18 protein-coding genes and 5 pseudogenes are annotated in these 21068 nt (G+C 70.7%); 13 read left to right on the forward strand and 10 right to left on the reverse strand.

Annotated features, from left to right (window positions below; translation table 11 throughout):
- Nucleotides 1-333: 333 nt before the first annotated feature.
- From ACFYMO_RS10475 to ACFYMO_RS10510, 8 genes and pseudogenes are all read left to right on the forward strand, one after another.
- Nucleotides 334-960, forward strand: coding sequence for an isochorismatase family protein (locus tag ACFYMO_RS10475; RefSeq protein ID WP_366769685.1), 627 nt, complete (start codon nt 334-336; stop codon nt 958-960).
- The gene (locus ACFYMO_RS10480; RefSeq protein WP_388545558.1) at nt 957-1874 is read left to right on the forward strand and encodes a GlxA family transcriptional regulator; all 918 of its coding nucleotides are present in this window, start codon (nt 957-959) and stop codon (nt 1872-1874) included. Before ACFYMO_RS10475 ends, ACFYMO_RS10480 begins: the two co-directional genes overlap by 4 nt.
- A 289-nt stretch (nt 1875-2163) precedes the next feature.
- Nucleotides 2164-2361, forward strand: a complete 198-nt coding sequence (locus ACFYMO_RS10485; protein WP_366769683.1) for a hypothetical protein — start codon at nt 2164-2166, stop codon at nt 2359-2361.
- Between the two features lie 97 nt (nt 2362-2458).
- Nucleotides 2459-2899, forward strand: a complete 441-nt coding sequence (locus ACFYMO_RS10490; RefSeq protein WP_388545561.1) for a DUF6086 family protein — start codon at nt 2459-2461, stop codon at nt 2897-2899.
- A gap of 488 nt (nt 2900-3387) precedes the next feature.
- Nucleotides 3388-4680, forward strand: a complete 1293-nt coding sequence (locus ACFYMO_RS10495) for a DUF1266 domain-containing protein (protein WP_366769681.1) — start codon at nt 3388-3390, stop codon at nt 4678-4680.
- A gap of 144 nt (nt 4681-4824) precedes the next feature.
- Nucleotides 4825-5472 (forward strand): LysE family translocator, encoded by a 648-nt coding sequence (locus tag ACFYMO_RS10500; protein WP_366769680.1) that lies wholly within the window; start codon nt 4825-4827, stop codon nt 5470-5472.
- A gap of 64 nt (nt 5473-5536) precedes the next feature.
- Entirely contained in the window at nt 5537-5998 is a 462-nt protein-coding gene (locus ACFYMO_RS10505) for a DUF393 domain-containing protein (protein WP_366769679.1), read from the forward strand.
- Nucleotides 5999-6067: 69 nt separating this feature from the next.
- Nucleotides 6068-6869, forward strand: a pseudogene (locus ACFYMO_RS10510) (inositol monophosphatase family protein).
- Nucleotides 6870-6901: 32 nt separating this feature from the next.
- Here ACFYMO_RS10510 and ACFYMO_RS10515 read toward each other — a convergent pair.
- Nucleotides 6902-7121, reverse strand: a pseudogene (locus ACFYMO_RS10515) (IS630 family transposase); the annotation flags it as partial.
- 70 nt (nt 7122-7191) lie between these two features.
- On the opposite strand from ACFYMO_RS10515, the pseudogene ACFYMO_RS10520 reads away from it, so the two are divergent.
- Nucleotides 7192-7476, forward strand: a pseudogene (locus ACFYMO_RS10520) (IS5/IS1182 family transposase); the annotation flags it as partial.
- A 268-nt stretch (nt 7477-7744) separates the two neighbouring features.
- The gene (locus ACFYMO_RS10525; RefSeq protein ID WP_388545566.1) at nt 7745-8755 is read left to right on the forward strand and encodes a hypothetical protein; all 1011 of its coding nucleotides are present in this window, start codon (nt 7745-7747) and stop codon (nt 8753-8755) included.
- Nucleotides 8756-9521: 766 nt separating this feature from the next.
- Here ACFYMO_RS10525 and ACFYMO_RS10530 read toward each other — a convergent pair.
- The 5 genes and pseudogenes from ACFYMO_RS10530 to ACFYMO_RS10550 all read right to left on the reverse strand — a co-directional run.
- A complete protein-coding gene (locus tag ACFYMO_RS10530) occupies nt 9522-10298 on the reverse strand; it encodes a hypothetical protein (RefSeq protein WP_388545568.1) in 777 nt (258 codons plus the stop codon).
- A 275-nt stretch (nt 10299-10573) separates the two neighbouring features.
- Nucleotides 10574-11263 carry a hypothetical protein gene (locus ACFYMO_RS10535; RefSeq protein ID WP_388545571.1) on the reverse strand — a complete coding sequence of 230 codons (690 nt, stop codon included), beginning with the start codon at nt 11261-11263 and terminating at the stop codon, nt 10574-10576.
- A gap of 250 nt (nt 11264-11513) precedes the next feature.
- Nucleotides 11514-11810, reverse strand: coding sequence for a DUF3039 domain-containing protein (locus ACFYMO_RS10540; RefSeq protein WP_019357562.1), 297 nt, complete (start codon nt 11808-11810; stop codon nt 11514-11516).
- Between the two features lie 159 nt (nt 11811-11969).
- A pseudogene (locus tag ACFYMO_RS10545) lies at nt 11970-12269 on the reverse strand (YqgE/AlgH family protein); the annotation flags it as partial.
- 558 nt (nt 12270-12827) lie between these two features.
- Nucleotides 12828-13049 (reverse strand): annotated as a pseudogene (locus ACFYMO_RS10550) (YqgE/AlgH family protein); the annotation flags it as partial.
- A gap of 482 nt (nt 13050-13531) precedes the next feature.
- Between ACFYMO_RS10550 and murA the strand changes: the two are divergent.
- Nucleotides 13532-14860 (forward strand): UDP-N-acetylglucosamine 1-carboxyvinyltransferase, encoded by a 1329-nt coding sequence (gene murA / locus ACFYMO_RS10555; RefSeq protein ID WP_019357564.1) that lies wholly within the window; start codon nt 13532-13534, stop codon nt 14858-14860.
- A gap of 154 nt (nt 14861-15014) precedes the next feature.
- On the opposite strand, the gene ACFYMO_RS10560 is transcribed toward murA, so the two are convergent.
- From ACFYMO_RS10560 to ACFYMO_RS10575, 4 genes are read right to left on the reverse strand one after another with little or no spacing between them, the layout of a single operon-like run.
- Nucleotides 15015-16154, reverse strand: coding sequence for an ABC transporter ATP-binding protein (locus ACFYMO_RS10560; protein ID WP_366773233.1), 1140 nt, complete (start codon nt 16152-16154; stop codon nt 15015-15017).
- The gene (locus ACFYMO_RS10565; protein ID WP_388545693.1) at nt 16151-16996 is read right to left on the reverse strand and encodes an ABC transporter permease; all 846 of its coding nucleotides are present in this window, start codon (nt 16994-16996) and stop codon (nt 16151-16153) included. The genes ACFYMO_RS10560 and ACFYMO_RS10565 overlap by 4 nt, the downstream gene beginning before the upstream one ends.
- A gap of 14 nt (nt 16997-17010) precedes the next feature.
- On the reverse strand, nt 17011-17958 hold the full coding sequence (locus tag ACFYMO_RS10570; protein WP_366773232.1) for an ABC transporter permease subunit: 948 nt from the start codon (nt 17956-17958) through the stop codon (nt 17011-17013).
- A complete protein-coding gene (locus ACFYMO_RS10575) occupies nt 17958-19109 on the reverse strand; it encodes an extracellular solute-binding protein (protein ID WP_366773231.1) in 1152 nt (383 codons plus the stop codon). The genes ACFYMO_RS10570 and ACFYMO_RS10575 overlap by 1 nt, the downstream gene beginning before the upstream one ends.
- A gap of 272 nt (nt 19110-19381) precedes the next feature.
- Between ACFYMO_RS10575 and ACFYMO_RS10580 the strand changes: the two genes are divergently transcribed.
- Together ACFYMO_RS10580 and ACFYMO_RS10585 are read left to right on the forward strand one after the other, a co-directional pair.
- Nucleotides 19382-20179: a GntR family transcriptional regulator gene (locus ACFYMO_RS10580; protein WP_366773230.1), complete on the forward strand. Its 798-nt coding sequence runs from the start codon at nt 19382-19384 to the stop codon at nt 20177-20179.
- 65 nt (nt 20180-20244) lie between these two features.
- Nucleotides 20245-20982, forward strand: coding sequence for an HAD family phosphatase (locus ACFYMO_RS10585; RefSeq protein WP_366773229.1), 738 nt, complete (start codon nt 20245-20247; stop codon nt 20980-20982).
- The last annotated feature ends 86 nt before the right edge of the window (nt 20983-21068 follow it).

The raw sequence follows: 21068 nt of genomic DNA on the forward strand, positions 1-21068 counted from the left end.
AGAAGGCGTCGCCCGTTCCTGTGCTGTCTGTCCTTGCCGACCGTCATGACGCGACCCCCAAGCATGCGGTTGCAACATGTGCAACGTGCGTTTCGCTCTGCACAACTGCGCGAGAGGCTACGGGCGGGCATACGCGGGGGCAATAGGTCCGAACCAGCAAAGGCGGGAATCCCAGGGGGGAGTGGAGGCGGAGCGGATACCGAGAGGAGGCGGAGCGGCAAGCGGGGAGCCGGACACGGGATGGCACCCCTGGCACGGGGGTGACCGGATCGTTCCGCCACCGGCCCCGATCGTGCCTGTCACCGGCGCCCCGCCGCCGACCAGACTGTCGGCATGAACAGAGCGCTGATCGTCATCGACGTCCAGGAATCCTTCCGGGCCCGCACCGACCTCTGGACGACCATCGCCGACCCGGACATCACCGAGCCGGTGAACAGGCTCGTCCGGCTCGCCCGCGCCACCGGGGACCAGGTGATCTGGGTACTGCACACCGAACCCGGCAGCGGCAACGTCTTCGACCCCGAGCAGGGCCAGGTGCGGCTGATGTCCGAACTCGACCAGCCGTCCGCCGACGAACCCGTGCTGCGCAAGACCTCGCACAACGCGTTCACCACCACACCGCTGCAGCAGCTGCTGACCGGCGCGGGCGTCACCGAGCTCGTCGTCTGCGGCATCCGCACCGAACAGTGCGTCGAGACCACCACCCGGATCGCGAGCGACCTCGGCTACCGGGTGTCGTTCCCCGTGGACGCCACCACCACCAACCCCGTCGGCGGCCTGAGCGCCGAGGCCGTCGTCGATCGGACGGTCGCGGTACTGCGCGACCGCTTCGCACGGATCACCACCGTCGCCGAACTGGAAGCCGAGCGGGAGGCCGAACTCGCGGCCGGGCCGGACACCGGAGCGGCGGCCGGGCCCGTGGAGGGGAACCCCGCACACCTGGCAGCATCCTCCGCGTGACCCGCGTCGTCCTCCTCCTCGCCCCGGGCGTCCATCTGCTCGACCTCGCCGGCCCCGCCCAGGTCTTCAGCACCGCGGCCGGGCTCGGCAAGCCCTACCGACTCGACTACGTCGGCGAGCGGGAGCTGATCCACAGCGCCCAGGGCCTGCCGCTGGGCGCCGAGACCGCATGGCCCCCGGACCTGGACCGGGACGATCTGCTCGTGGTGCCGGGCTGGCACTCCGCGCGCCGCGGCCCGCACCCCTTCGGCGACGGGACGCTCGCCCGCATCGCCGCGCACCACGCAGGCGGCGGCACGGTGGCGAGCGTCTGCTCGGGGGCGCAGGCGCTGGGTGAGGCGGGGCTGCTGGACGGTCGGCGCTGCACCACGCACCACGAACTCCAGGACGAACTCGCCCGCCGATTCCCGCACGCCGAGGTCGTTCGCGACGTCCTGTTCACCACGGACGACCGGGTCGTCACCTCCGCCGGGATCGCCAGCGGCATCGACCTGTCCCTGTACCTGCTGTCCGTACGGCACGGACCCGCGCTCGCCGCGCAGGTGGCCCGGAGCATGGTCGTCTACGCCCGCCGCAACGGCGACGAGCCGCAGGCCAGCGCCGTCCTGCGGTACCGCTCGCACCTCGACGACACCGTGCACCGCGTCCAGGACCTCATCGACACCCGGTTCGCCGAACCCCTCACCCTGGACCGGCTGGCCGCCGACGCCGGGGTCAGCGCCCGCACCCTGACCCGCCTGTTCACCCGCGCCACCGGCGGCCTGACCCCGCTGCGCTACCAGCAGACCCTCCGCCTCGAACGCGCCGAGCACCTCCTCTCCCACGGAGCCACCACCGACACCGCCGCGCACGAGGTCGGCTTCACCGACCCGCGGATGCTCCGCCGCCTCCGCTCCCGGAACGCCGCGAACTGACCGTACCGGGAGCCCGGACGGCCGGGCGGCCGGGCGGCCGGGCGCGGCAGTGTCGTCGCCGACGCATCCGGGAACGTCCTCGTGATGCGGCGGCCGAAGCACGAAGGCCCCGGGCAGACCGCTATCCTGAAGATCCGACCACGTGACGGCCTGGTGACCTGGTGATCAGACCCAGCCGACGGATCCGGTGCATCCGGCGACCGGGGGCACACCCGGTGCACACCGTCGGTCGGATGAGCGCAGCAGCAAGCGTCCCTCCCGACCCACCAGCCCCGGAGGTCACCGCCCGATGGCCCAGCGGCCCCCGCGCCTTCCCACCGCACCGCCCAACCCGTACGGAGCGCACCCCGGGGCCGGTTGGGCACCACCCCGCTCGGCGGGCGTGGGCAGGGGAAGGATCACGCGGGGACGGGTCATCGCGGCAGCGGTGGGAAGCCTGCTGGTCTTCGTCTACGTGGTGATACCGGCCGTCCGCCTGCTGTTCTGAACCCCCCCGGGGGTTCGCCCGCGGCGCATCGACGGGTACGAAATACGAAGCCGTCGAGCCGAGAGGGCCGTGTCCTGACCGGCTTGGAGGCACCGAGATGAGTCAGTACTTCGACATCGGCGACGAGACACTGTGGAATCCGTCCAACGGAGTCTCTCGCATGTTCCAACGCCAGGTAGGCGTCTTCGAAGCGGAACTGGACCTTCCGTCGGGCATCGGGCCGATGGTGAACGACGAGTGCCAGATCAGCCCCGACACCTTCGAGATCTTCGTCAGCGCCCTTCTGGCACAGCATCGAAAGACGCACCACACGATCCGGCACGCGCTCTGCGAAGGCTTCACTGCCACAGTGCTCGTTCTGGCGGAACGTGCCGGGATCAAGGTGGACTGGACGCGACACGGAGCCGCCTCGGAAGCCCCGCTCGACGAGGTGCAGGTCTCCACCGTGGCAGGCGTGTCCGCCCCTGCGGAAGGCACAACCTGGTCAGCGGGCCTCCGCGCGAGGGCACAGGAGTTGGGACGGCGTATGCCCCGCTGACGAGGGCAACCGCGTACGTCGTGTGGATCACGTTCCCTCACCGCAGTCCACCACAAGAAACGATCTAGGACCGGCGAACGCCACCGTCGCATGCACGCCCCACGCCCTTGGCACATGCACTTCCGCCCGCGCGGCGCTACCCTGATCATCTGACCGCGCGTTGACCCGATGGTCACTTTCGGTCGTTCTCGGAGCAAGTGAGCGCCCCGCTCCGCGTTCAGCGAGTCGCCGGAGGTCACCCACCCATGCCCGCAGCGGTCCGCGCGTGCCCATGCCGTCGCCCGCTCCGCATGGTGTGCATCCGGAAACCAGGCGCGCGCCACCACCTTGGAAGGCGTGGAAGGGGAGAGACCATCTGCGCGGGAGCCTGCTGGTGTTCGCCAACATGGTGATGCCCCGGCCGTTCGACCGCCCCGCTGAGCCGTCGGGCAGGGTGGGACGGCGAACAGAACGCGGCCGACGGCGACAACTGAGTGCGAGGGCGACAGATGTGGAAGCGGGGGGCGGCCGAAGAGGCCGCGGGGGCAGCGGGGGCCGACACGGCGGCGCCCGCGTGGGCGGAGGCTCCCAGTGTGGTGGAGCAGCGGTTGTACGAGGCCAAGTGCCGGCACGACTGGGCGGGCTATCTGGATGTGCTGGCGGGCCAGTACCTGTACCGGCTCGCTTCCCGGCCGTGGCTGGACGCCAACCCCGGGCACCTCCCGGCCCGGATGCAACCGGTCTGGCGCGCGGAGGTGCAGAGCTGGTGTGCGGCCGTGTACACGGAGGCCATGCTCCCGGCGCCGGTCGAGGACCCGGTCTTCATCTCCGAGAGCCTCGGCGACTACGCCCGGGACTGGTCCGCTCAGGACCCGCAGTGGCTGGCCGTCAATCCCGGCTCGCCCTGCGAGGCGTACTTCCCGGCCAGCCGGTCGCTGTGCGCACTGTGGAAGCAGCACGCCGACCGGGTCGACCACGTCTGCGCGCACGGAACCCTCCGCACGCTGTGGCTGGGCGGCCCGCGCTCCGGACCCGTCGCACGCGGACTCGCCTGCGGCGCCCTGCTGTCGGTGAACAACGGCGTCTACTGGAACTCCCTCGGCCACGGGAACGGCTACACCGACGAGCGGCGGGCGCTCGACCGCTGGTGGGGCGTCACCACACGGCAGAAGTGGCAGCAGTACCAGGAGGAGCTGCTGACCAACGAGATGAGCAGCCCGGTGTGGGAGTTCACTCTTGGTCTGCGGCACAGTCTGGCCCAGGACTTCGGCGGGCAGGTGGAGCCCGCGCACTGGCGGCAGGCGGCGGAACGGGTGCTGCGCAAGCGGATCGCCACAGCCACCATCGAGCTGACCCCGGACGGGGTGACCCGGACCGAGGGCCCCAGCGAGGAGGAGGTGGAGTGGCAGATCGACGGGGTGAAGCGGCTGATCGGCCGCATCACCCGGTACGAGTCACGGTTCCGCGCCGACGGGCTGCTGCCCGAGGGGCGGTTCGTGCGCTCCGCGGCGGCCTGGGACTACGGCCGCGCCGCCAACATGGCCCGCTTCGGTCTGGCGTCCCGCTTCTGCACACTGCCGGAGGCCGAGGACGCCGTCCTGCGCGCCGGCCGGGTCAGTGCGGTCGGCTACCGCTCCTGGGAGGACTTCTCCGCCGGGTACATCCTGGGCCGCTGCCTGCACTTCGACGAGGAGGAGTTCGGGTCGTGGTACGAGGACATGCTGACCGCCCACCGCGTCCTGACCACCGACCCCGAAAGCCCCTGGCTGACCCTCCCGTTCCGCGCGGGCGACGGCAACTAGTGCGGTGAGCGGGGAAGTCCGCTGGATCGGGGCACGGAATCGTCGCCAGGGTCGGTGCGGTCCGCCCGGCTCGCCGGAGGCATGTCGTACCGGCCCGAACGGCAAGGGTCCCGGGGGAATCCCCCGTCGGCTATCGTCCGGCCTGTGCCCGTGAATCTGAGCCTGGTCGTCGGATTCCTGACTCTGTCAGCGGTGCTGTCGGCGATCCCGGGGCCCTCCGTCCTGCTCGCGACCAGCCGTGCCGTCACGCTGGGGCGTCGATCCGCCATGTGGATCGTGCTGGGAAATGCCCTGGGCGGACTTGTGCTGCTGGCGCTCGTAGTCGCCGGCCTCGGAGCGATCGTCGCGACCTCGGCCAAGCTCTTCATGGCGGTCAAGGTCGCGGGCGCCTGCTACCTCCTCTGGCTGGGCGTCGGTGCGCTGCGCGCCGCCCGGTCCGGCTCCGAGGACGAGCCCTCGGCCACAGGCGATGTCCCGGGCGGGACATCGAGGACGCGAGCAGTGCGCCAGGGCTTCCTGGTGGGTGTCGCCAACCCGAAGAGTGTCGTGTCGCTGATGGCCGTCCTGCCCCAGTTCGTCGACCACTCGCTCGGACATCCTGTCGCCCAGCTGCTGATCATCGGCCTCGCGGGAGGCGTCACCCAGGCGCTCATCGAGACCACCTGGGTCTGTGCGGCCGGCTCCCTGCGGAGCTGGTTCCTGGGGAGGAGACGCCGTATCCGGGCGCTGAAGGCCGGCGGCGGGGTTGCCATGATCGCGTTCGCCGGCAGGCTCGCGATGGAAAGACCGTAGGCCGAGCACGAACCGGCGCACGCCGGAGCTGCGCGCGCCCCAGCCGGTGCGGGACGATGACCGCATGCGAACCCGATCCCTGCCGAGCGGGCCTCGGGTCCCGTCCGGCCACCCGGCACGACCGGTACACCCGGTTCTCGTCTACGACGGGGACTGCGCCTTCTGCACCGCCGCGCTCCGCTTCGGCGAACGCCATGTGCGTCCCCGCTGTGAGAGCGAACCGTGGCAGTCCGCCGACCTGGCCGCCCTCGGAGTCACCCGCGAGCGTGCGGAACACGAGGTGCTGTGGGTGACCCCGCTCGGTACCGTGTACGGCGGCGCGCAGGCAGTGGCGAAAGCTCTGCTCAGCGCGGACGGCGCCTGGACCGTCGCCGGCGCCCTACTGACCCTGCCGCCCGTCCGCTGGGTCGCCCACCTGGGCTACCGCCTCATCGCCGCCAACCGGCACCGTCTCCCGGGCGGCACGGCCGCGTGCGCCGTCATCCGACCGCCGGGCGACGGACGCGGTGACACGGCTGACGTGTGACACGGTCGGCCAGTGCGCTGACTGGAAAGTTTCGCCGGGCGGCAGCTTCGCCTCGACAGTCTGCACGACATGATCGAGTCGTATGCGAGTTCCGACGATGCGGCAGTCGCGACAGCCGCGGCGCAGGCCGGCGCGGACGTGGTCCGCGCGCATCTACGGCCAGCGGCTGAACCGCATCGACAAGGGTGCCGGGGACTTCACCACCGACGCGGATGTGGAGGCCGAGAAGACGATCCTCGGCGTCATCCGCGCCGCACGGCCCGACGACGCGGTGCTCGGCGAGGAAAGCGGGCAACACGGCCACGCTGACGCTGTGCGCCAGTGGTTGGTGGATCCTCTGTGCGGCACACTGAACTACGCCGTCGGCAACATGCTGGTGGCCGTCAACGTCTCGCTGCGCGAGGGGGCGGCGGCCGTGACCGACCCGTTCAGCGGCGAGGTGTTCTTCACCCACGGGGAGACCGCCCGGGTGCGGCATGACGGGACCGACGACGCACTGCTGACGCCCACCCCCGCCACCCGGTTGGTGGACGTCAACCTGGATCCGCCGTTCCCGAGTGCGCCTCGGTTCCGGGCCGTGAATCTGCCGGCCCACCCTGAGTTCATCGAACGCTTCCGGCCCCGGGTCGCGTTCACGACGCCGGCGCTGGCCTGGGTGGCTGCCGGCAAGCGCGCCGCGTATATCACCGATGGCGGCGACCTCTCCAGGAGCGTCCATTTCGCGGCCGGCATCGCTGTGCGCCGGGCTGCCGGCTGCGTTGTCACCGGCATCGACGGTGCCCCGACAGGTGAGGCAGGCCGTGGGCATGTGGTCGCCGCCGACGAGGAGACCCACGGACTGCTGATGTCGATGCTGCGCAGCCGAAGCTGATGCTGCGACCCTCTGGGTTTCGCCGGGCCGGCTCAAGTCGCGACTTGGAAGTGGCTGCCGCCCCAGCGAATGCCCTTCTCAGCGCGGATACGGGCGCGTTCACGGCGTTGAGCTGCGGGTGACGTCTGGGAGGCCGGCGTTGGTGTTGGGCCTGCGCTGGTAGGCGCGGAGGGCTCGTGTCTGGGGGATGTGGTGGCGATGATTGGAGTTGGCGACGGTGCGCTGCCGCAGTGGCCCGGAGTTCGCCTCGACCGAGCCAGGGTGTTCACGGCGCTCTTCTTGCGAGCTTCTGCCCTCGTGGTCGGTCAGTCTGCGCACACAGCAGGCGTACTCCTCGCGGACGATCCGGACCCATCTGCGGCGCAGAGGCGTCCGGGCTGTCATCCCCGTGCCTGCGGACCAGCAAGCCCACCGCCTGCGGCGCGGCAGTCAAGGCGGCGGGCCACCCGCCTGCGGCCGGGAAGCGTACAAGCAGCGCACCACCGTCGGGCGGTGCATCAACCGCCTGAAGCAGTGGCGCGGCCCGGCCACTCGATACGACAAGACCACGACCCTCAACCTCGCCGGACTCCCCCGCGCGGGCATCTTCACCTGGTCCGCCCGCTGAACCAAACGAAACGGCCCGGCGGACTGGACGAAGTGGCCCGGGAGTGGAGTGCGAGCAGATTGATGCGCGGAACTTTCGTTGTGCCTTGACAGACCAAAGGCTGATCCACCGGCCGGTACGTCGTGCCTACAGTCGGGGAAATTCCGTCGGCGCCTGCGAGAAGCGGCGCCCTGCATCGCCTCCTGCACTGCGCACCCAAGGGATCCGTATGAAATCCGAGAGTTCCGTCTCACCCCGGCGGCCACCGCTGTTCCGCAGACTGGCAGCGGTGCTGGCACTCCTCGTTCTGTCTCCTGTCTGTGCCGAATACCTCATTGGCTACGACAGCATCATCGGGCGCCCGTGGGAGCTGGTTTCCGGGTTGTTGTTCCTGGCCCCGCTCTATGGAACGGTGGCCGTCCTCATCAGAGAGGTCGCGCGCCGAACCGGCCGGGGATGGCCGAGCATTCTTCTGCTGAGCGCAGCTTTCGGACTGTTCCAGGCGGGGTTGATCGACCAGAGCCTGTTCAACCCGCACTTCATCAGCGACCCTTCCTGGTCCCAGGAGCGTCTGCCCACCCTCGTCCCCGCCGCAGGCATCAGCGTCCACCATCTGATGAACTTCGTCGTCGGCCACGTGATCTGGAGCTTCGCGGCACCGATCGTGGTGATCGAATCCTGTGTTCCGCGACTGGCCGACCGTCCATGGCTGGGGCGCGTCGGCATAACGGTACTGCTCGTGCTGTACGCGTTGGCGGTTGTGGTGTTCTTCCACGAGCACACCAGGAACTTCATGGCGAGCGCGACACAACTGGGCGCCACCGCGGCTGTCGCTACCGCCCTTGCTGCGGCTGCGTTCGCCCTGCCACGCCGCCCTGCGGCCTTCTCGGGTCGGGTGCCCCCGCCGTGGCTGGTCGGCGGCGGGGCTGTGGGGGTGATGACCACCCACCAACTCGCGCCCGCCGGCTGGTCGGGCAGCGTTCTTGACGTGACAGTGCTCTCACTGGGCGGCTGCCTGTTGCTGTTCTGGTCACGCCGCCGGGACTGGGACCGACGCCACGCACTCATGGTCGGCGGCGCCGCCCTCGTGGTGAACACGGCGCTCTCGTTCGTGGTCGAGCCGCTGGGCGGACACACCTCCCTTACTGCCAAGTACGCAGTCAACGCCACCCTGATGGCAGCCGTGATCGCTCTGCTGACCTGGGCCTACAGGCGGCTGCTGCACACTGGGGCACGCACGACGACCGCTACCCTCCCGGAGCAGAGTGTGCTCGCTATCGGTGGTGACAGAGAGTCCTGAGGCTTGTTGACATTCGTGAAGAATGTCGACGAGTTTGTGAGTACCGTGATTTCGGGGCTGTCGCCGCTGGTCGTAGGGGATGTGCCCGGCGAGGATGAGCGGATCGTGGTGCGGGCACGGACGCCCAGCGCGCCGTGGCCTGTCCGCTGTGCGGGGTGTCATCGGATCGGGTGCACTGCTTGTCCCAGGCGGACAGTGGCCGACGTTCCGGCCGGCATGAGGGGGTGGTGGTGCCGGATGAGGCGTCTGGTGTGTCCCAAGCGCCAGCCTGCACCACGTCGAAGGCCGCACTCGGCACGGATGGCACCACCACGTCACCCTCCTCACCGCCGCCCATGCCTGTCACCCTCCGGCGACTGGAGTAGTGATCCAAGTGCCAGCAGTCGGGTTACAGGCCACGAGCCCGAACACTGCCGGGGCGGGGCGCGGAGCGACAGGAGTCCAGTGGGAGGCCCCTCGTGCGGGCGCAGTGTCGGCGCAGGGCTGTGTCCATGCTGGTGGCCGTGGTGATGGCAGCGACGGGATCACCAGCGGTCTCCAGCACCTGGGGCGTGCCGGATGTGCTGGGTGTGCAGCCAGGGGAGTGGGATGGTGCTGGTCACCGTTTTGAAGTGGCGGCCCAGGCACGCGTACGGCGGGCATCACGGCTTCGAAGGCGGGCGCGTCGCCGGCCTGCCCGGCGGTGAGTGGAGGCCAGCGGGCGGCAACGGCCGTCGCCGACAACGACACACCAGGACCGACGATCAGATGATCTGAACGAAACGGCCTAGTTGATGGCTTGGATTTCCTGGACGGTGACGTCCTGCCGGCCGCCGAACTCGCCGTTCGGCAAGTCCTCGGCACCCGCACCACCGCTGCCCTCCCACGACGCCGACCACGTCAACGTCGAACGCAACGTATAACTCCCCCCGCCCCGGGTGGCCTTCAGATACGTCACCCCGCACGGCGGCGCCTTCTTCCCACTGCCCTTCACATACTCCGTGCCGATGCTGCCGTCATCCTCGACACCGCACTCGCCCGAACCCGGATGCAGCCTCGCACTGTCCGTGCCCGGATCCAGTTTCAGCGCCTCCGGCTCCGCCGTGGTCCGCGCCCAGATCTCCCGGCCCCCACCCAGATCCACCGACGCCCGCACCGACAACTTCCTGTACCGGCCCTCATCCAGCCACACCCACGTCGGCAGATTCACCGTCTGCCGACCCGCAGGATTCATCTCCACCCGCGTATCCGGCACCCTGATCCGCGCATACGCCAGCTTCGAGAGGATCTGCGGACTGATCGCATGCTCCACATCCGGCACCTCACCGTTCTCCACCCAGAACGGCAACTCCGTACACGACTGGGCCCTCGCCGCATCCTTCTCATCCGGATTCGGCACCGCCGCCCAGAACCGCCCCTCCCCCTCCTTCTCCAGATTATAGTTGTCGTAATCCCCCGACTCATATTTCTCCCGGATCGCCAGATCCGTATCCTGCTTCTGCCCACCGTTGTCCGGATCCCGCCCCGTCACCGAAAACGGCGAATCATCAATCTTCTCCTTCAACTCCCGAGGAGAATACTTCGGCGCATACCAACACGGCGGCGGAGACCAATCCCCACCCGGAACCGAAAGCCTCCCACCCCCACCCTCACTACTGCCACCCGCACCGTCACCGGAGTAGTTCACGGTTCGCGATCCCGCAGCGCTGGCCTGCGCATTGCCGTTCTCAAAACTACCTCCTTCCTGGAAGGCTCCTCCGACGTCTCGTCTATCGTTGTTGGCGAGCGCTGCCGGGGCAGCGCCGACGAGCACCAGAACACAAACCCCAGAGACGATCATCAGCCTTTGCACTGCTTCACCGCCTTTGGCTTGTACTGGAAAGTACGCGCCTTCCAGAGTGCCGACTCCTTCTCCTTCTCCATCACCATAGTGAAGCGCATGTAGCTTGACGCATTTTCCTCCGTGCGCAAGACCTTCCCATTCTTGATCTTCTTGGCGAAGAAGTCTGACTGGTCCACGCAAAAGGAGACTTCGGCCAGATTCTCATCGGTTACATCGCCGACTTCTTCCCGGTAATAACGGTCCTGGCCGGTAACCGTGACACCGTCCTTGACGTGCGCCTTGACCAGTAGGGCTGCGTATTCTTGCGCGGTCTGCAAGGGCACCACATGCTTCGCCAGTACCGGATCCTTTGGATCCTGCTCCGCCACAGCGTGCATCTGAGCCCGCATATAGTCCGCTGCCCCGTCCAGCGCGGCGGCCTTGTCCGGATCCGAGGGCTGGTCCCAGTCGAACACCAACTCAAGGTCATCCGGCAACTCGATGTCGGACGTGCGGAAATCACCCGGCGCATCCCCATTGCCCGGCGAAGTCGACTCGGCGCTCGGCGACTTCTTCCCCGCGTCCTCGGCGCCGTCGATCGTGCCGCTCTTCCCGTCACCGTCGTCACCCCCACCGCACCCGGAGACGAGCAGCGCAACGGCCACCGCGACAGCGGCCAGCGGAACAGCAGAACGGGTCGGACGCACAACAAACTCCCGGTAGCATCAGGTAACTGTCGTGCACCTGACGGTAGCAGCGCACCCCGCACCCCACCCACCGACTTCACCAGCGGGAAGCGGAGCACAACGGTCCCGAATCAGGGGGAGAAGGCTGTGGCAAACAGCACTGCCGCCCAGCCCGTACCGGGTACGGGCTGGGCGGCAGCGTGAGACGCGCGCGGCACGGAGCCGCGGTGCGCGGGGGCGCGGGGGCGCTGAGCTCAGACGCGGGGGCGGGCTACTTCTTGTCGCCGCCCTTGCCGTCCTTGCCGTTCTTGTCCCCTCCGGCACCCATCGTCTCGTAGATCTCCTTGCACATCGGGCAGACCGGGTACTTCTTCGGGTCGCGACCCGGGACCCAGACCTTCCCGCAGAGCGCGACGACGGGTGTCCCCTCCATCGCGCTCGCCATGATCTTGTCCTTCTGGACATAGTGGGCGAATCGCTCGTGATCGCCGTCACCGTGCGACGTCTGCGGGGTCGGTTCGACGAGTGTGCCGGTGCCCGCCCCGCGCTCGGGCTCAAGAGTGCTCATGCAGTCCAAGGGTACTCATGCGACCGGAACACGTCAGGCATGGGCCGGGACACGGGTCACCCGTCGGGAGTCCCGCGCGGACCCCAGTTCGGACCCGCTGCCGAGTGGCCCCGGGCTCGGACCGGGCACCGCCCGCCGCACCCCCGGCCGGCCGCGGGCTCAGTTCAGGGACGGGTCGTCCGGATACGTGGCGACCAGCGCCAACTCGCTGCGCTGCCTGCGCAGGACGGACCGCCACAGCCGCTCGGGGGCAGGCGACGAGACGTCGCCGGGTTCGGACTCGACGACGTACCAGGCACCCTCGGACAGCTCCTTCTCCAGCTGCCCCGGGCCCCATCCCGCGTATCCGGCGAAGATCCGCAGGGAGCCCAGTTCGGCGGCGAGCAGCTCGGGCGGGGCCTCCAGGTCGACGAGGCCGATGGCACCGTGCACGCGGCGCCATCCGAGCGGCCCGTCCGTGTCGAGGACGGTGTCCGTCTCGGACCCCGCGTCGCCGTGCTCGGCGTCGGCCTCCGCATCCGTGCCGCCCTCGCCCACCGGCTCGGTTCCGCCCGCGGGGCCCCGCTCGTGCGGCTGCCTGCGCCCGCGGTCATCCGCACCGGAGTCGCCGGTCGGCCCGCGGTCACCGGCAGCGCGGTCGCCGGTCGCCCCGCGGCCTCCGGTACCGCTTCCGTCGGTGGCCCCGCGCTCGGCGGGTCCGGGCTCGGCGGGTCCGGGCTCTCCCGTCGGCTGCCGCCCGGCGGTACCGGTGTCCGCCGTCGCTCCGCGCCCGTCGGCGGGCGCGGCCTCGGCATCCGTGCTCTCCGCGGTGCCGGGTGCGTCCGCCTCGCGGGGGCGTCCGCCGGGCCGGTCCTGCGGTTCCGTCGCCGGCCCGTCATCTCGCGCACGCCCGGCCCGCGGGCCGCCGGGCCCGGGCGTGCCGCCCTGGGCACCGTCGGCGCCGGCGGACGGATCCCCGTCGGAGCGGTCGCCCCTACCGGAGGGGACCACCGCGACACCCAGCGCCGCGTCCAGCGAGACGGGGCCGCCCTGGAAGACGACGCCGGGCTCGCCGGCGAGCGCGGCCCACGGCTCCAGGATGTCGCTGACGTCCACCGGGGTGGGTCGGTTGAGGACCACGCCCAGTGAGCCCTCCTCGTCGTGGTCGAGGAGGAGCACCACCGCGCGGTCGAAGTTCGGATCGGCCAGCACCGGTGTGGCGACGAGCAGTCGTCCGGTGAGCGAGGACACCTCGGTCATACGCCAATGATCCCGCACGTGGGCCGTTTGCGGGACCCAATGGCCGGATCGGGGCCCCGAGGCCGGGGCGGAGCGCGGCGCGCGGCGGCTCACGGGCCGGGCCGGGTGGGTACCGGCGGGGCGCCCGCACTCGACGGGCCGCCCGCGGGTGACCCACCGCGACCCCTCGGCGACCTTGCGCAAGCCGCAATGCGCACCCCGGAGCACCCGTACCGCGGAGCACCGCGGAGCGCCCGCACCGCGGAGCGCATGCCCTCAGGCCCCGAAAGCGGCTCGGCACCCGGGGCACCTCGGGCCGCATCCGCCGCAGTACGCATCCGCCGCAGCTCGCATATACGGCACCCGAGGTGACAGCTGGACGACCCTCCGTGTTATTGCGTACCTGTGACAGTCGCGGACCCCCCTCGGGCTTGGGTCGGCACCGGACAGGGCCATTACGCTTGCCTGTTGTCCCATCCCGTCTCGCGGAATCGCGGAGATCCATGACCGACAGCCCAGCCGACGTACTCCTCGTCCACGGTGGCGCCCCGCTCGAGGGCGAGATCCGTGTCCGGGGTGCGAAGAACCTCGTCCCCAAGGCCATGGTCGCCGCGCTGCTGGGCAGTGAACCGAGCCGACTGCGCAACGTGCCGGACATCCGGGATGTCCGGGTCGTACGCGGGCTGCTGCAGTTGCACGGCGTCACGGTCCGCACCGGGGACGAGTCCGGCGAGCTGGTGCTCGACCCCTCCCACGTGGAGAGCGCCAACGTCGCGGACATCGACGCGCACGCGGGCTCGTCGCGGATCCCGATCCTGTTCTGCGGTCCGCTGCTGCACCGGCTCGGCCACGCCTTCATCCCGGGGCTGGGCGGCTGCGACATCGGCGGGCGTCCGGTGGACTTCCACTTCGACGTGCTGCGGCAGTTCGGCGCGACGATCGAGAAGCGGGCCGACGGGCAGTATCTGGAGGCCCCGCAGCGGCTGCGTGGCACCAAGATCCGGCTGCCGTACCCGTCGGTCGGCTCGACGGAGCAGGTGCTGCTGACGGCGGTGCTGGCGGAGGGCGTCACCGAGCTGTCCAACGCGGCCGTGGAGCCGGAGATCGAGGACCTGATCTGCGTGCTGCAGAAGATGGGCGCGATCATCTCGATGGACACGGACCGCACCATCCGCATCACGGGTGTCGACAAGCTCGGCGGCTACACCCACCGCGCGCTGCCGGACCGCCTGGAGGCGGCCTCCTGGGCGAGCGCCGCGCTGGCGACCGAGGGCAGCGTGTTCGTACGCGGCGCCGAGCAGCGGTCGATGATCGCGTTCCTGAACACGTTCCGGAAGGTGGGCGGCGCGTTCGAGATCGGTGACGAGGGCATCCGCTTCTGGCACCCGGGCGGCCCGCTGAACGCCATCGCGCTGGAGACGGACGTGCATCCCGGTTTCCAGACCGACTGGCAGCAGCCGCTGGTGGTGGCGCTGACGCAGGCGTCGGGGCTGTCGATCGTGCACGAGACGGTGTACGAGTCGCGGCTCGGCTTCACCTCGGCGCTCAACCAGATGGGCGCGCACATCCAGCTCTACCGCGAGTGCCTGGGCGGGATGCCCTGCCGCTTCGGGCAGCGCAACTTCCTGCACTCGGCCGTGGTGTCCGGACCGACGAAGCTGCAGGGCAGCGATCTGATCATCCCGGACCTGCGCGGTGGTTTCTCGTATCTGATCGCGGCACTGGCCGCGCAGGGGACCTCCCGGGTGCACGGGATCGATCTGATCAACCGCGGCTACGAGAACTTCATGCACAAGCTGGCGGATCTCGGCGCCAAGGTGGAGCGCCCCTAGCGGGAGCGCCCTCGGCGGCTCCCGGCCAGGGGTACGGGCCCCGGACGCCGTAGGGGTCTGTCCGGGACGAAGCACCGCCCGGGCCCGTCGTCCCCCGTACGACGGGCCCGGGCTCGCAAGCGGTGCCCCAGCCGTCAGCGCCGGCCACCACCCGTCAGCGGGCGACCTCCTCCACCAGGACGGGGTTGTCGTGCGGGGTGAGGGTGCAGCGGGCTCCGGGGGTGAGGGTCTCCGCCTCCCAGCTCGGCAGGTCGGCCTTGGCCTCGGCCCCGGAGTCGGTGGTGAGCAGGAGGCGGGTGACGCCGCCGAGGAAGGTGGCCACCCGGACGGTCGCCGGTTCGCCCTTCGCCCCGGTGCCGGTGTGCACCTTCAGCCCCTCGGGGCGCAGCAGGACGTCCACTTCGCGGCCGGTGCCGGGGCACTCTCCGTGCACCGGGAGCCGCCGTCCGAGCACCTCGACGGTGCCGGGGTCGCGGACGACGCCGGGCAGCCGGTTCATCGTGCCGACGAACTCGGCGACGAACGGCGTCGCGGGCCGCTCGTAGAGCTCGTTCGGCGGGGCGCACTGCTCCAGGCGGCCGTCCCGCATCACCGCGACGCGGTCGGCCATCGACAGCGCCTCCTCCTGGTCGTGGGTGACGAAGACGGTGGTGATGCCCAGTTCGAGCTGGAGCCGGCGGATCTCCTCGCGCAGTTGCAGCCGCACCTTGGCGTCCAGCGCGGACAGCGGTTCGTCCAGCAGCAGGATCCGGGGGCGGATGGCCAGCGCTCGGGCGAGTGCGACGCGCTGCTGCTGGCCGCCGGAGAGCTGGTGCGGGTAGTGCTTCTCGCGGCCCGGCAGTCCGACCAGTTCCAGCAGTTCGGTGGCGCGCGCCGCCCGCTCCGCCTTGGGGGCCTTGCGGACGCGCAGCCCGTAGGCGACGTTCTCGGCGGCCGTCATGGTGGGGAAGAGGCTGTAGGACTGGAAGACCATGCCGATGTCCCGCCGGTTGGCGGGCACGGCGGTCACGTCCTCGCCGCCGATGAGCAGCTCGCCCCGGTCGGCGCTCTCGAATCCGGCGATGATGCGGAGCGCTGTGGTCTTGCCGCAGCCGGACGGGCCCAGCAGGGCCACCAGTTCGCCGGGGGCGATGTCCAGGTCGAGCCCGTCCAGCGCGGTGGTGGCGCCGAAGGTGCGCTGCAGTCCGCGCAGCCGCAGGCCGACGCCGCCGGGCCGGTCCTCGGGGGTGGCCGCCGTGCCGGATGCGGCCCCGGCGGTGCTCGCGGTGGTCGCGGTGCTCGCGGTGGTGGTCATACGGTCGTCTTCCTCCGGTTGCCGGTCCGGTTCCGGTTGCGGGTGCGTCCGCCGGCGAGGTTGGTGAGCAGGAGCAGCAGGCCCCAGGTGATGAGCAGGCTGAGCATGGCGGCGGCGACGGAGAGCTGGGCCTCGTAGTCGCCGACGTGCACCATCCACACGGAGAACGGTTCGAATCCGAGCACGCTCGCCACGGTGTACTCGCCCAGCACCATGGCCAGGCTGAGGACGGCGCCGCTGACGATGGCGGGCCGCAGGTTGGGGACCACGACCCGGCACAGCGTGCCCAGCCGGGAGGCGCCCAGGCTGCGGGAGGCTTCGACCAGCGTCCTGAGGTCGGTGCCGCGCAGTCCGCCGTCCAGCGAACGGTAGAGGAACGGCAGCGACATGACGGTGTAGACGAGGACGAGGACCAGCGGGAAGCTCTTGTTGTGCAGCGCCTGGAAGGTGGCCCACAGCGGGGTGTCGGCCAGGTCCTGCTCCCAGGAGAGCACCGTGCTGACCCCGGCCACGAGGGCGACGGGCGGCATGATGAGCGGCACCATGCACAGCACCTCGACGACGCGGCGCAGCCTGGGCAGCCGCAGCGCGACGACGACCATGGTGGGCACCATCAGCAGCAGCCCGAGCGCGACCGTCGCCAGCCCGAGCCGGATCGACAGGCCGAGGCTGCTGGCCATGCCCTCGTCCCGCAGGCCCCGGGCGTACGCGCCGAAGGTGACACCCTTGCCGGGGTCGTCGACGGTGAACCAGAGGGAGGCGGCGACGGGGACGAGGAAGTAGAGCGCGGCCAGCAGCAGGACCAGGAAGCTGCCGTAGGGGCGGTTGCGCACCCGGCGCATACGGGGGGTGGCGGTCAGCCCAGCCATCGGTTGCTCCGTCGTTGCAGCGGGATCTGTACGGCCATCACGAGCAGCGCGATCACCACCATGTTGAGGCTCATGGCGAGCGCGAGGTTCTCCTGCCCGGCCAGGACGTTGCCGGACAGCGCGTTGGCGATCTGGATGGTGATCAGGGGTACCGAGCTGCCCGTCATCACGGCGGCGGTGGCGTGCGAGGCGAAGGCGGTGCCGAACATCAGCACGGCTCCGCCCAGCAGCGAGGGCATCAGCACCGGCAGGCCCACGTGCCGCCAGAACTGCGCCTTGGTCGCGCCGCAGGAGGCGGCGGCCTCCCGCCATTGGGTGCGGACGCCGTCGAGTGCGGGCAGCACTGTGACGACCATCAGCGGCACCATGAAGTACAGGTAGGCCAGCACCAGTCCGGTGAAGGTGTAGAGGCTGAACCCGGTGCTCTTCAGGTGCAGCAGCCGGGTCACGGTTCCGGTGGTGCCGAGGGTGGCGATGAAGGCGAAGGCGAGCGGTGCTCCGCTGAAGTTGGCGAAGACGCCGGACGCCGAGACGGCGGCCTTGCGCAGCGCCCCGTTCCGGGAGCTGAGCAGCGCCTGTCCGATGACGGTGCCCAGGACGGTGGCCAACACCGCGCTGAGCAGGGAGAGTTTGACGCTGCCTGCCAGTCCGGTGGCGTAGGCGCCGGACAGCGAGTGGCGTACGTTCTCCAGGCTGTAGTGGTCGGCGCCGGTGGCCGGGTCGACGACGGTGAACGCGTTGTAGGCCAGGGTGCAGGCGGGCAGGCCGAAGCAGACGGCCATGAAGGCGAAGAACGGTACGACGGCGGGCCAGCGCCAGCGCCGGGCGCCGCCGCCCGCGCGGCGGCGCGCCGACGCGGGCGGGGTGGCGCCGGACTGCCGTCCGGTCGCGGGGGCGGCGGTGTCGGCCGCGGAGGCGGGGGTCGTCACAGCCATCAGCTGACCGCCGCGCCCCAGCCCTCGCTGATGGTCTTCTGCGCCTCGGCCTCCTGGGCGTGCGTGGGGAACTTCGGCGTGCCCTCGACCTCGGGGAGCTTGGCGGCGGCCTTCTTGTCGACGGTGCCGTCCTCGGTCATCTTCTCCAGCAGCGCGGGCCGCGAGTAGCCCCTGAGCCAGATGTTCTGGCCCTCGGGGCTGTAGAGGAACTCCAGCCACAGCCGGGCGGCCGCCGGGTGGGGCGCGTACTTGTTGACGCCCTGGTTGTAGTACTGCGAGTACTGGCCGTCGGTGGGCACGTTGACCTTCCAGTCCACGCCCTTGGACTTCAGTTCCTCGCCGTAGCCGAGGTTGAGGTAGTCCCAGTCGATGGAGATGGGCGTCTCGCCCTTCTGGATGGTGGCCTTGGTGGACTCGACGGGCACGTAGTTGCCGCTCTTCTTGAGCTTCTCGAAGAAGTCGAGGCCGGGCTGCACGTCGTCGAAGCCGCCGCCGTTGGCGAGCGAGGCGGCGATGACGGAGGAGAAGGCCGAGGAGGACTCGTTCGGGTTGCCGTTGAGGGCGACCTTGTTCTTGTACTCCGGCTTCAGCAGGTCCTTGAAGCTCTTGGGGCACTTCTTGACGGCCTTGGCGTCGCAGCCGAGGGAGATGTAGCCGCCGTAGTTGTTCATGAAGGAGCCGTCGGACTGCTTCTGCGAATCGGGTATCGCGTCCCAGCCCTTGACCTTGTAGGGGGCCAGCAGCTTCTTGGTCTTGGCCTGCTGCATGAACGCGGTGCCCAGGTCGAGTGCGTCGACGGCGCGGTCCTGGCCCTTGCGCTTGGCCGCGGCGTTCAGCGCGCCCTGGCTGCTGCCGCCCGGGTCCTCGTTGTGGACCTCGATGCCGTACTTCTTCTCGAAGGTCTTGATCATCTGGCCGTAGTTGGACCAGGTCGGCGCGAGGGCGTAGACGTTCAGCTCGCCCTCCTTCTTCGCCGCCGCCACCAGCTTGTCCATGCCGCCCAGGTCCGCGGCCGAGCGGGCCTTGCTCGCCTCGCTGTCCGAGCCCTGTGCCGGTGCCGAGCCGCAGCCGGTTGCCGCGGCGGAGAGAGTGACGACCGCTGCCGCGGCGGTCAACAGGCGGCTCCTACGGCTGAGATGGTCTGCCTTCACGTTTCCACTCCTGGGGTTCGCGCCCGTCACCTGTATGGACAAGCTCGATTCATTGAGCGTGGGCAAGCTAGCAGTACGCACCCCGCCGCGCAAAGCCCAGACACCCATCAAACCCCCAGCTCAAAGCGTTATTTACGAACAGGTTTAGCGCTGCGAACTGCGGTTATACGCATCTGCCCCGCCCACTTGATGTGCGCACTGTTGCGCACAGATGGCATGATCTGGCGGAGCCCGCGCAGCCAGTGAGCGCAGCACGTCGAGGGAGTCGCCCCATGTCCGAGTCCGCCCGCGGTGGCCACCGCAGGACCACCGGTCGCACGTCGTCGCAGCGCGGCGGCGCACGGCACGAGCGGATCGCCGACGAGCTGCGCCGCGCCATCGCCGACGGGCACTACCCCGTCGGCGCGACCCTCCCCTCGGAAGCGGAACTCGCCACCGCGCACGGCGCCTCCCGCGGCACCGTCCGGCAGGCCGTCTCCGCGCTGCTCGCCGAGGGCCTGATCGGCTCCCGGCAGGGCGCCCGTCGCGTGGTGCTGTCCACCACGCCCAGCCAGACCTTCACCGAGCTGCGCAGCTTCGCCCAGTGGGCACGCGCCGGCGGCCGGACCGCGGGCGGACTGGTGGTGACCTCCGACTGGGACACCGCACGCCCCGAGGAGGCCGGACTGCTCCAGGTGCCGCACGGCGCTCCGGTGCTGCGCGTGCTCCGGGTCCGCACCCTGGACGGGGAGCCCGTGCTGCTGGAGCGCACCGTCTACGCGGAGTGGATCGGCACCGCCGTCGACGCGCTGCCGGCCGACTGCGAGTCGGTCACCCAGCGGCTCCACGACGACAGCGGGCTCGTCTTCGCACACGGCGAGCACCACATCGACGCGGTCGCCGCCGGGACCGCCGACGCGGAGCACCTGGGCGTGCGCCGGGGCAGCCCGCTGCTGCGGGTGCGCCGCACCACCACGACGGCCGACGGCCGCCCCGTGGAGACCTCCGACGACCGCTACCGCCCCGGCTCGGTCGTCTTCACCGTCCGCAACTCCACCCAGACCAACCCGCTGGCGCGCACCCGCGCGTGACCCGACCCGCCGACGCGCACCCGCACGCCGGCACCCTCCACCCACCGACGAAGTGCGAGCCCGCATTGCCCACTCCCCCGCCCTCCCCCGGCCTGCCACCGGGAGGCGCCACCGCGTCCGTCTCCCCCCGCGCCCTGCCGGGAACCGGCCGGACGCCCGCCGCCCTGCTCTGCGACATGGACGGCACCCTCGTCGACACCGAACGCGACTGGCTGGCGACCCTCGCCGAGCTGCTGGCCGAGCACGGCGCCGACGCCGGTGCGGCCGCCCTCGCCCCCTTCGCGGGCCAGCCGCTGGACGGCGCCGCCGCCCTCGTGGCCCGGCGCACCGGACTGGCCGCCGAGGCCGCGCAGGCCCGGCTGGACGCCGCGTTCACGGCGCGGGTGCGCGCCGGGGTGACGGTGCAGCCGGGAGCGCTGGCGCTGCTGGACAGCGCCCGGGGCATGGGCGTCCCGGTGGCGCTCGTCACGGCGTCCGAACGGCCGATCGCCGATCTGGTGCTGGCCACCCTGGGACCGCACCGCTTCACCTGCTCCGTCGCACACGGCGAGACCCCCCGCGGCAAGCCGCACCCGGACCCCTACCTGGCCGCCGCCCGCCTCCTGGGGGTCCCGGCGACCGCGTGCCTGGCCCTGGAGGACACCCCCACCGGCGCCGCCTCCGCCCGCGCCGCGGGCTGCCGGGTGATCGCCGTCCCGACCGTGGACGGCATCGAGGAGGCCCCCGGCACCCTGCTGCTGCCCTCCCTCCAGGAGGTCGACCTGGCGGCGCTGCCGCTCGCCTTCGGCGAGTACGGCGGCTGACTCCGGTCCGGTCCGGGCGCCGCAGCCGCACGGCACCCGGACCCGCCGGGTGCGGTGCCGCTCGGGGGCAGTGCCGGCTCGGGGGC

Source organism: Streptomyces sp. NPDC007025 (assembly GCF_042869455.1).
In the GTDB taxonomy this organism is placed as follows: Bacteria; Actinomycetota; Actinomycetes; order Streptomycetales; family Streptomycetaceae; genus Streptomyces.

Excerpts from the sequence above, each read along its gene's own strand:
- ACFYMO_RS10475 (WP_366769685.1), top strand. The coding sequence starts at position 334 with ATGAACAGAGCGCTGATCGTCATCGACGTCCAGGAATCCTTCCGGGCC.
- ACFYMO_RS10485 (WP_366769683.1), top strand. The coding sequence starts at position 2,164 with ATGGCCCAGCGGCCCCCGCGCCTTCCCACCGCACCGCCCAACCCGTAC.
- ACFYMO_RS10490 (WP_388545561.1), top strand. The coding sequence starts at position 2,459 with ATGAGTCAGTACTTCGACATCGGCGACGAGACACTGTGGAATCCGTCC.
- ACFYMO_RS10495 (WP_366769681.1), top strand. The coding sequence starts at position 3,388 with ATGTGGAAGCGGGGGGCGGCCGAAGAGGCCGCGGGGGCAGCGGGGGCC.
- ACFYMO_RS10505 (WP_366769679.1), top strand. The coding sequence starts at position 5,537 with ATGCGAACCCGATCCCTGCCGAGCGGGCCTCGGGTCCCGTCCGGCCAC.
- ACFYMO_RS10540 (WP_019357562.1), bottom strand. The coding sequence starts at position 11,810 with ATGAGCACTCTTGAGCCCGAGCGCGGGGCGGGCACCGGCACACTCGTC.
- murA (WP_019357564.1), top strand. The coding sequence starts at position 13,532 with ATGACCGACAGCCCAGCCGACGTACTCCTCGTCCACGGTGGCGCCCCG.
- ACFYMO_RS10560 (WP_366773233.1), bottom strand. The coding sequence starts at position 16,154 with ATGACCACCACCGCGAGCACCGCGACCACCGCGAGCACCGCCGGGGCC.
- ACFYMO_RS10565 (WP_388545693.1), bottom strand. The coding sequence starts at position 16,996 with ATGCGCCGGGTGCGCAACCGCCCCTACGGCAGCTTCCTGGTCCTGCTG.
- ACFYMO_RS10570 (WP_366773232.1), bottom strand. The coding sequence starts at position 17,958 with ATGGCTGTGACGACCCCCGCCTCCGCGGCCGACACCGCCGCCCCCGCG.
- ACFYMO_RS10580 (WP_366773230.1), top strand. The coding sequence starts at position 19,382 with ATGTCCGAGTCCGCCCGCGGTGGCCACCGCAGGACCACCGGTCGCACG.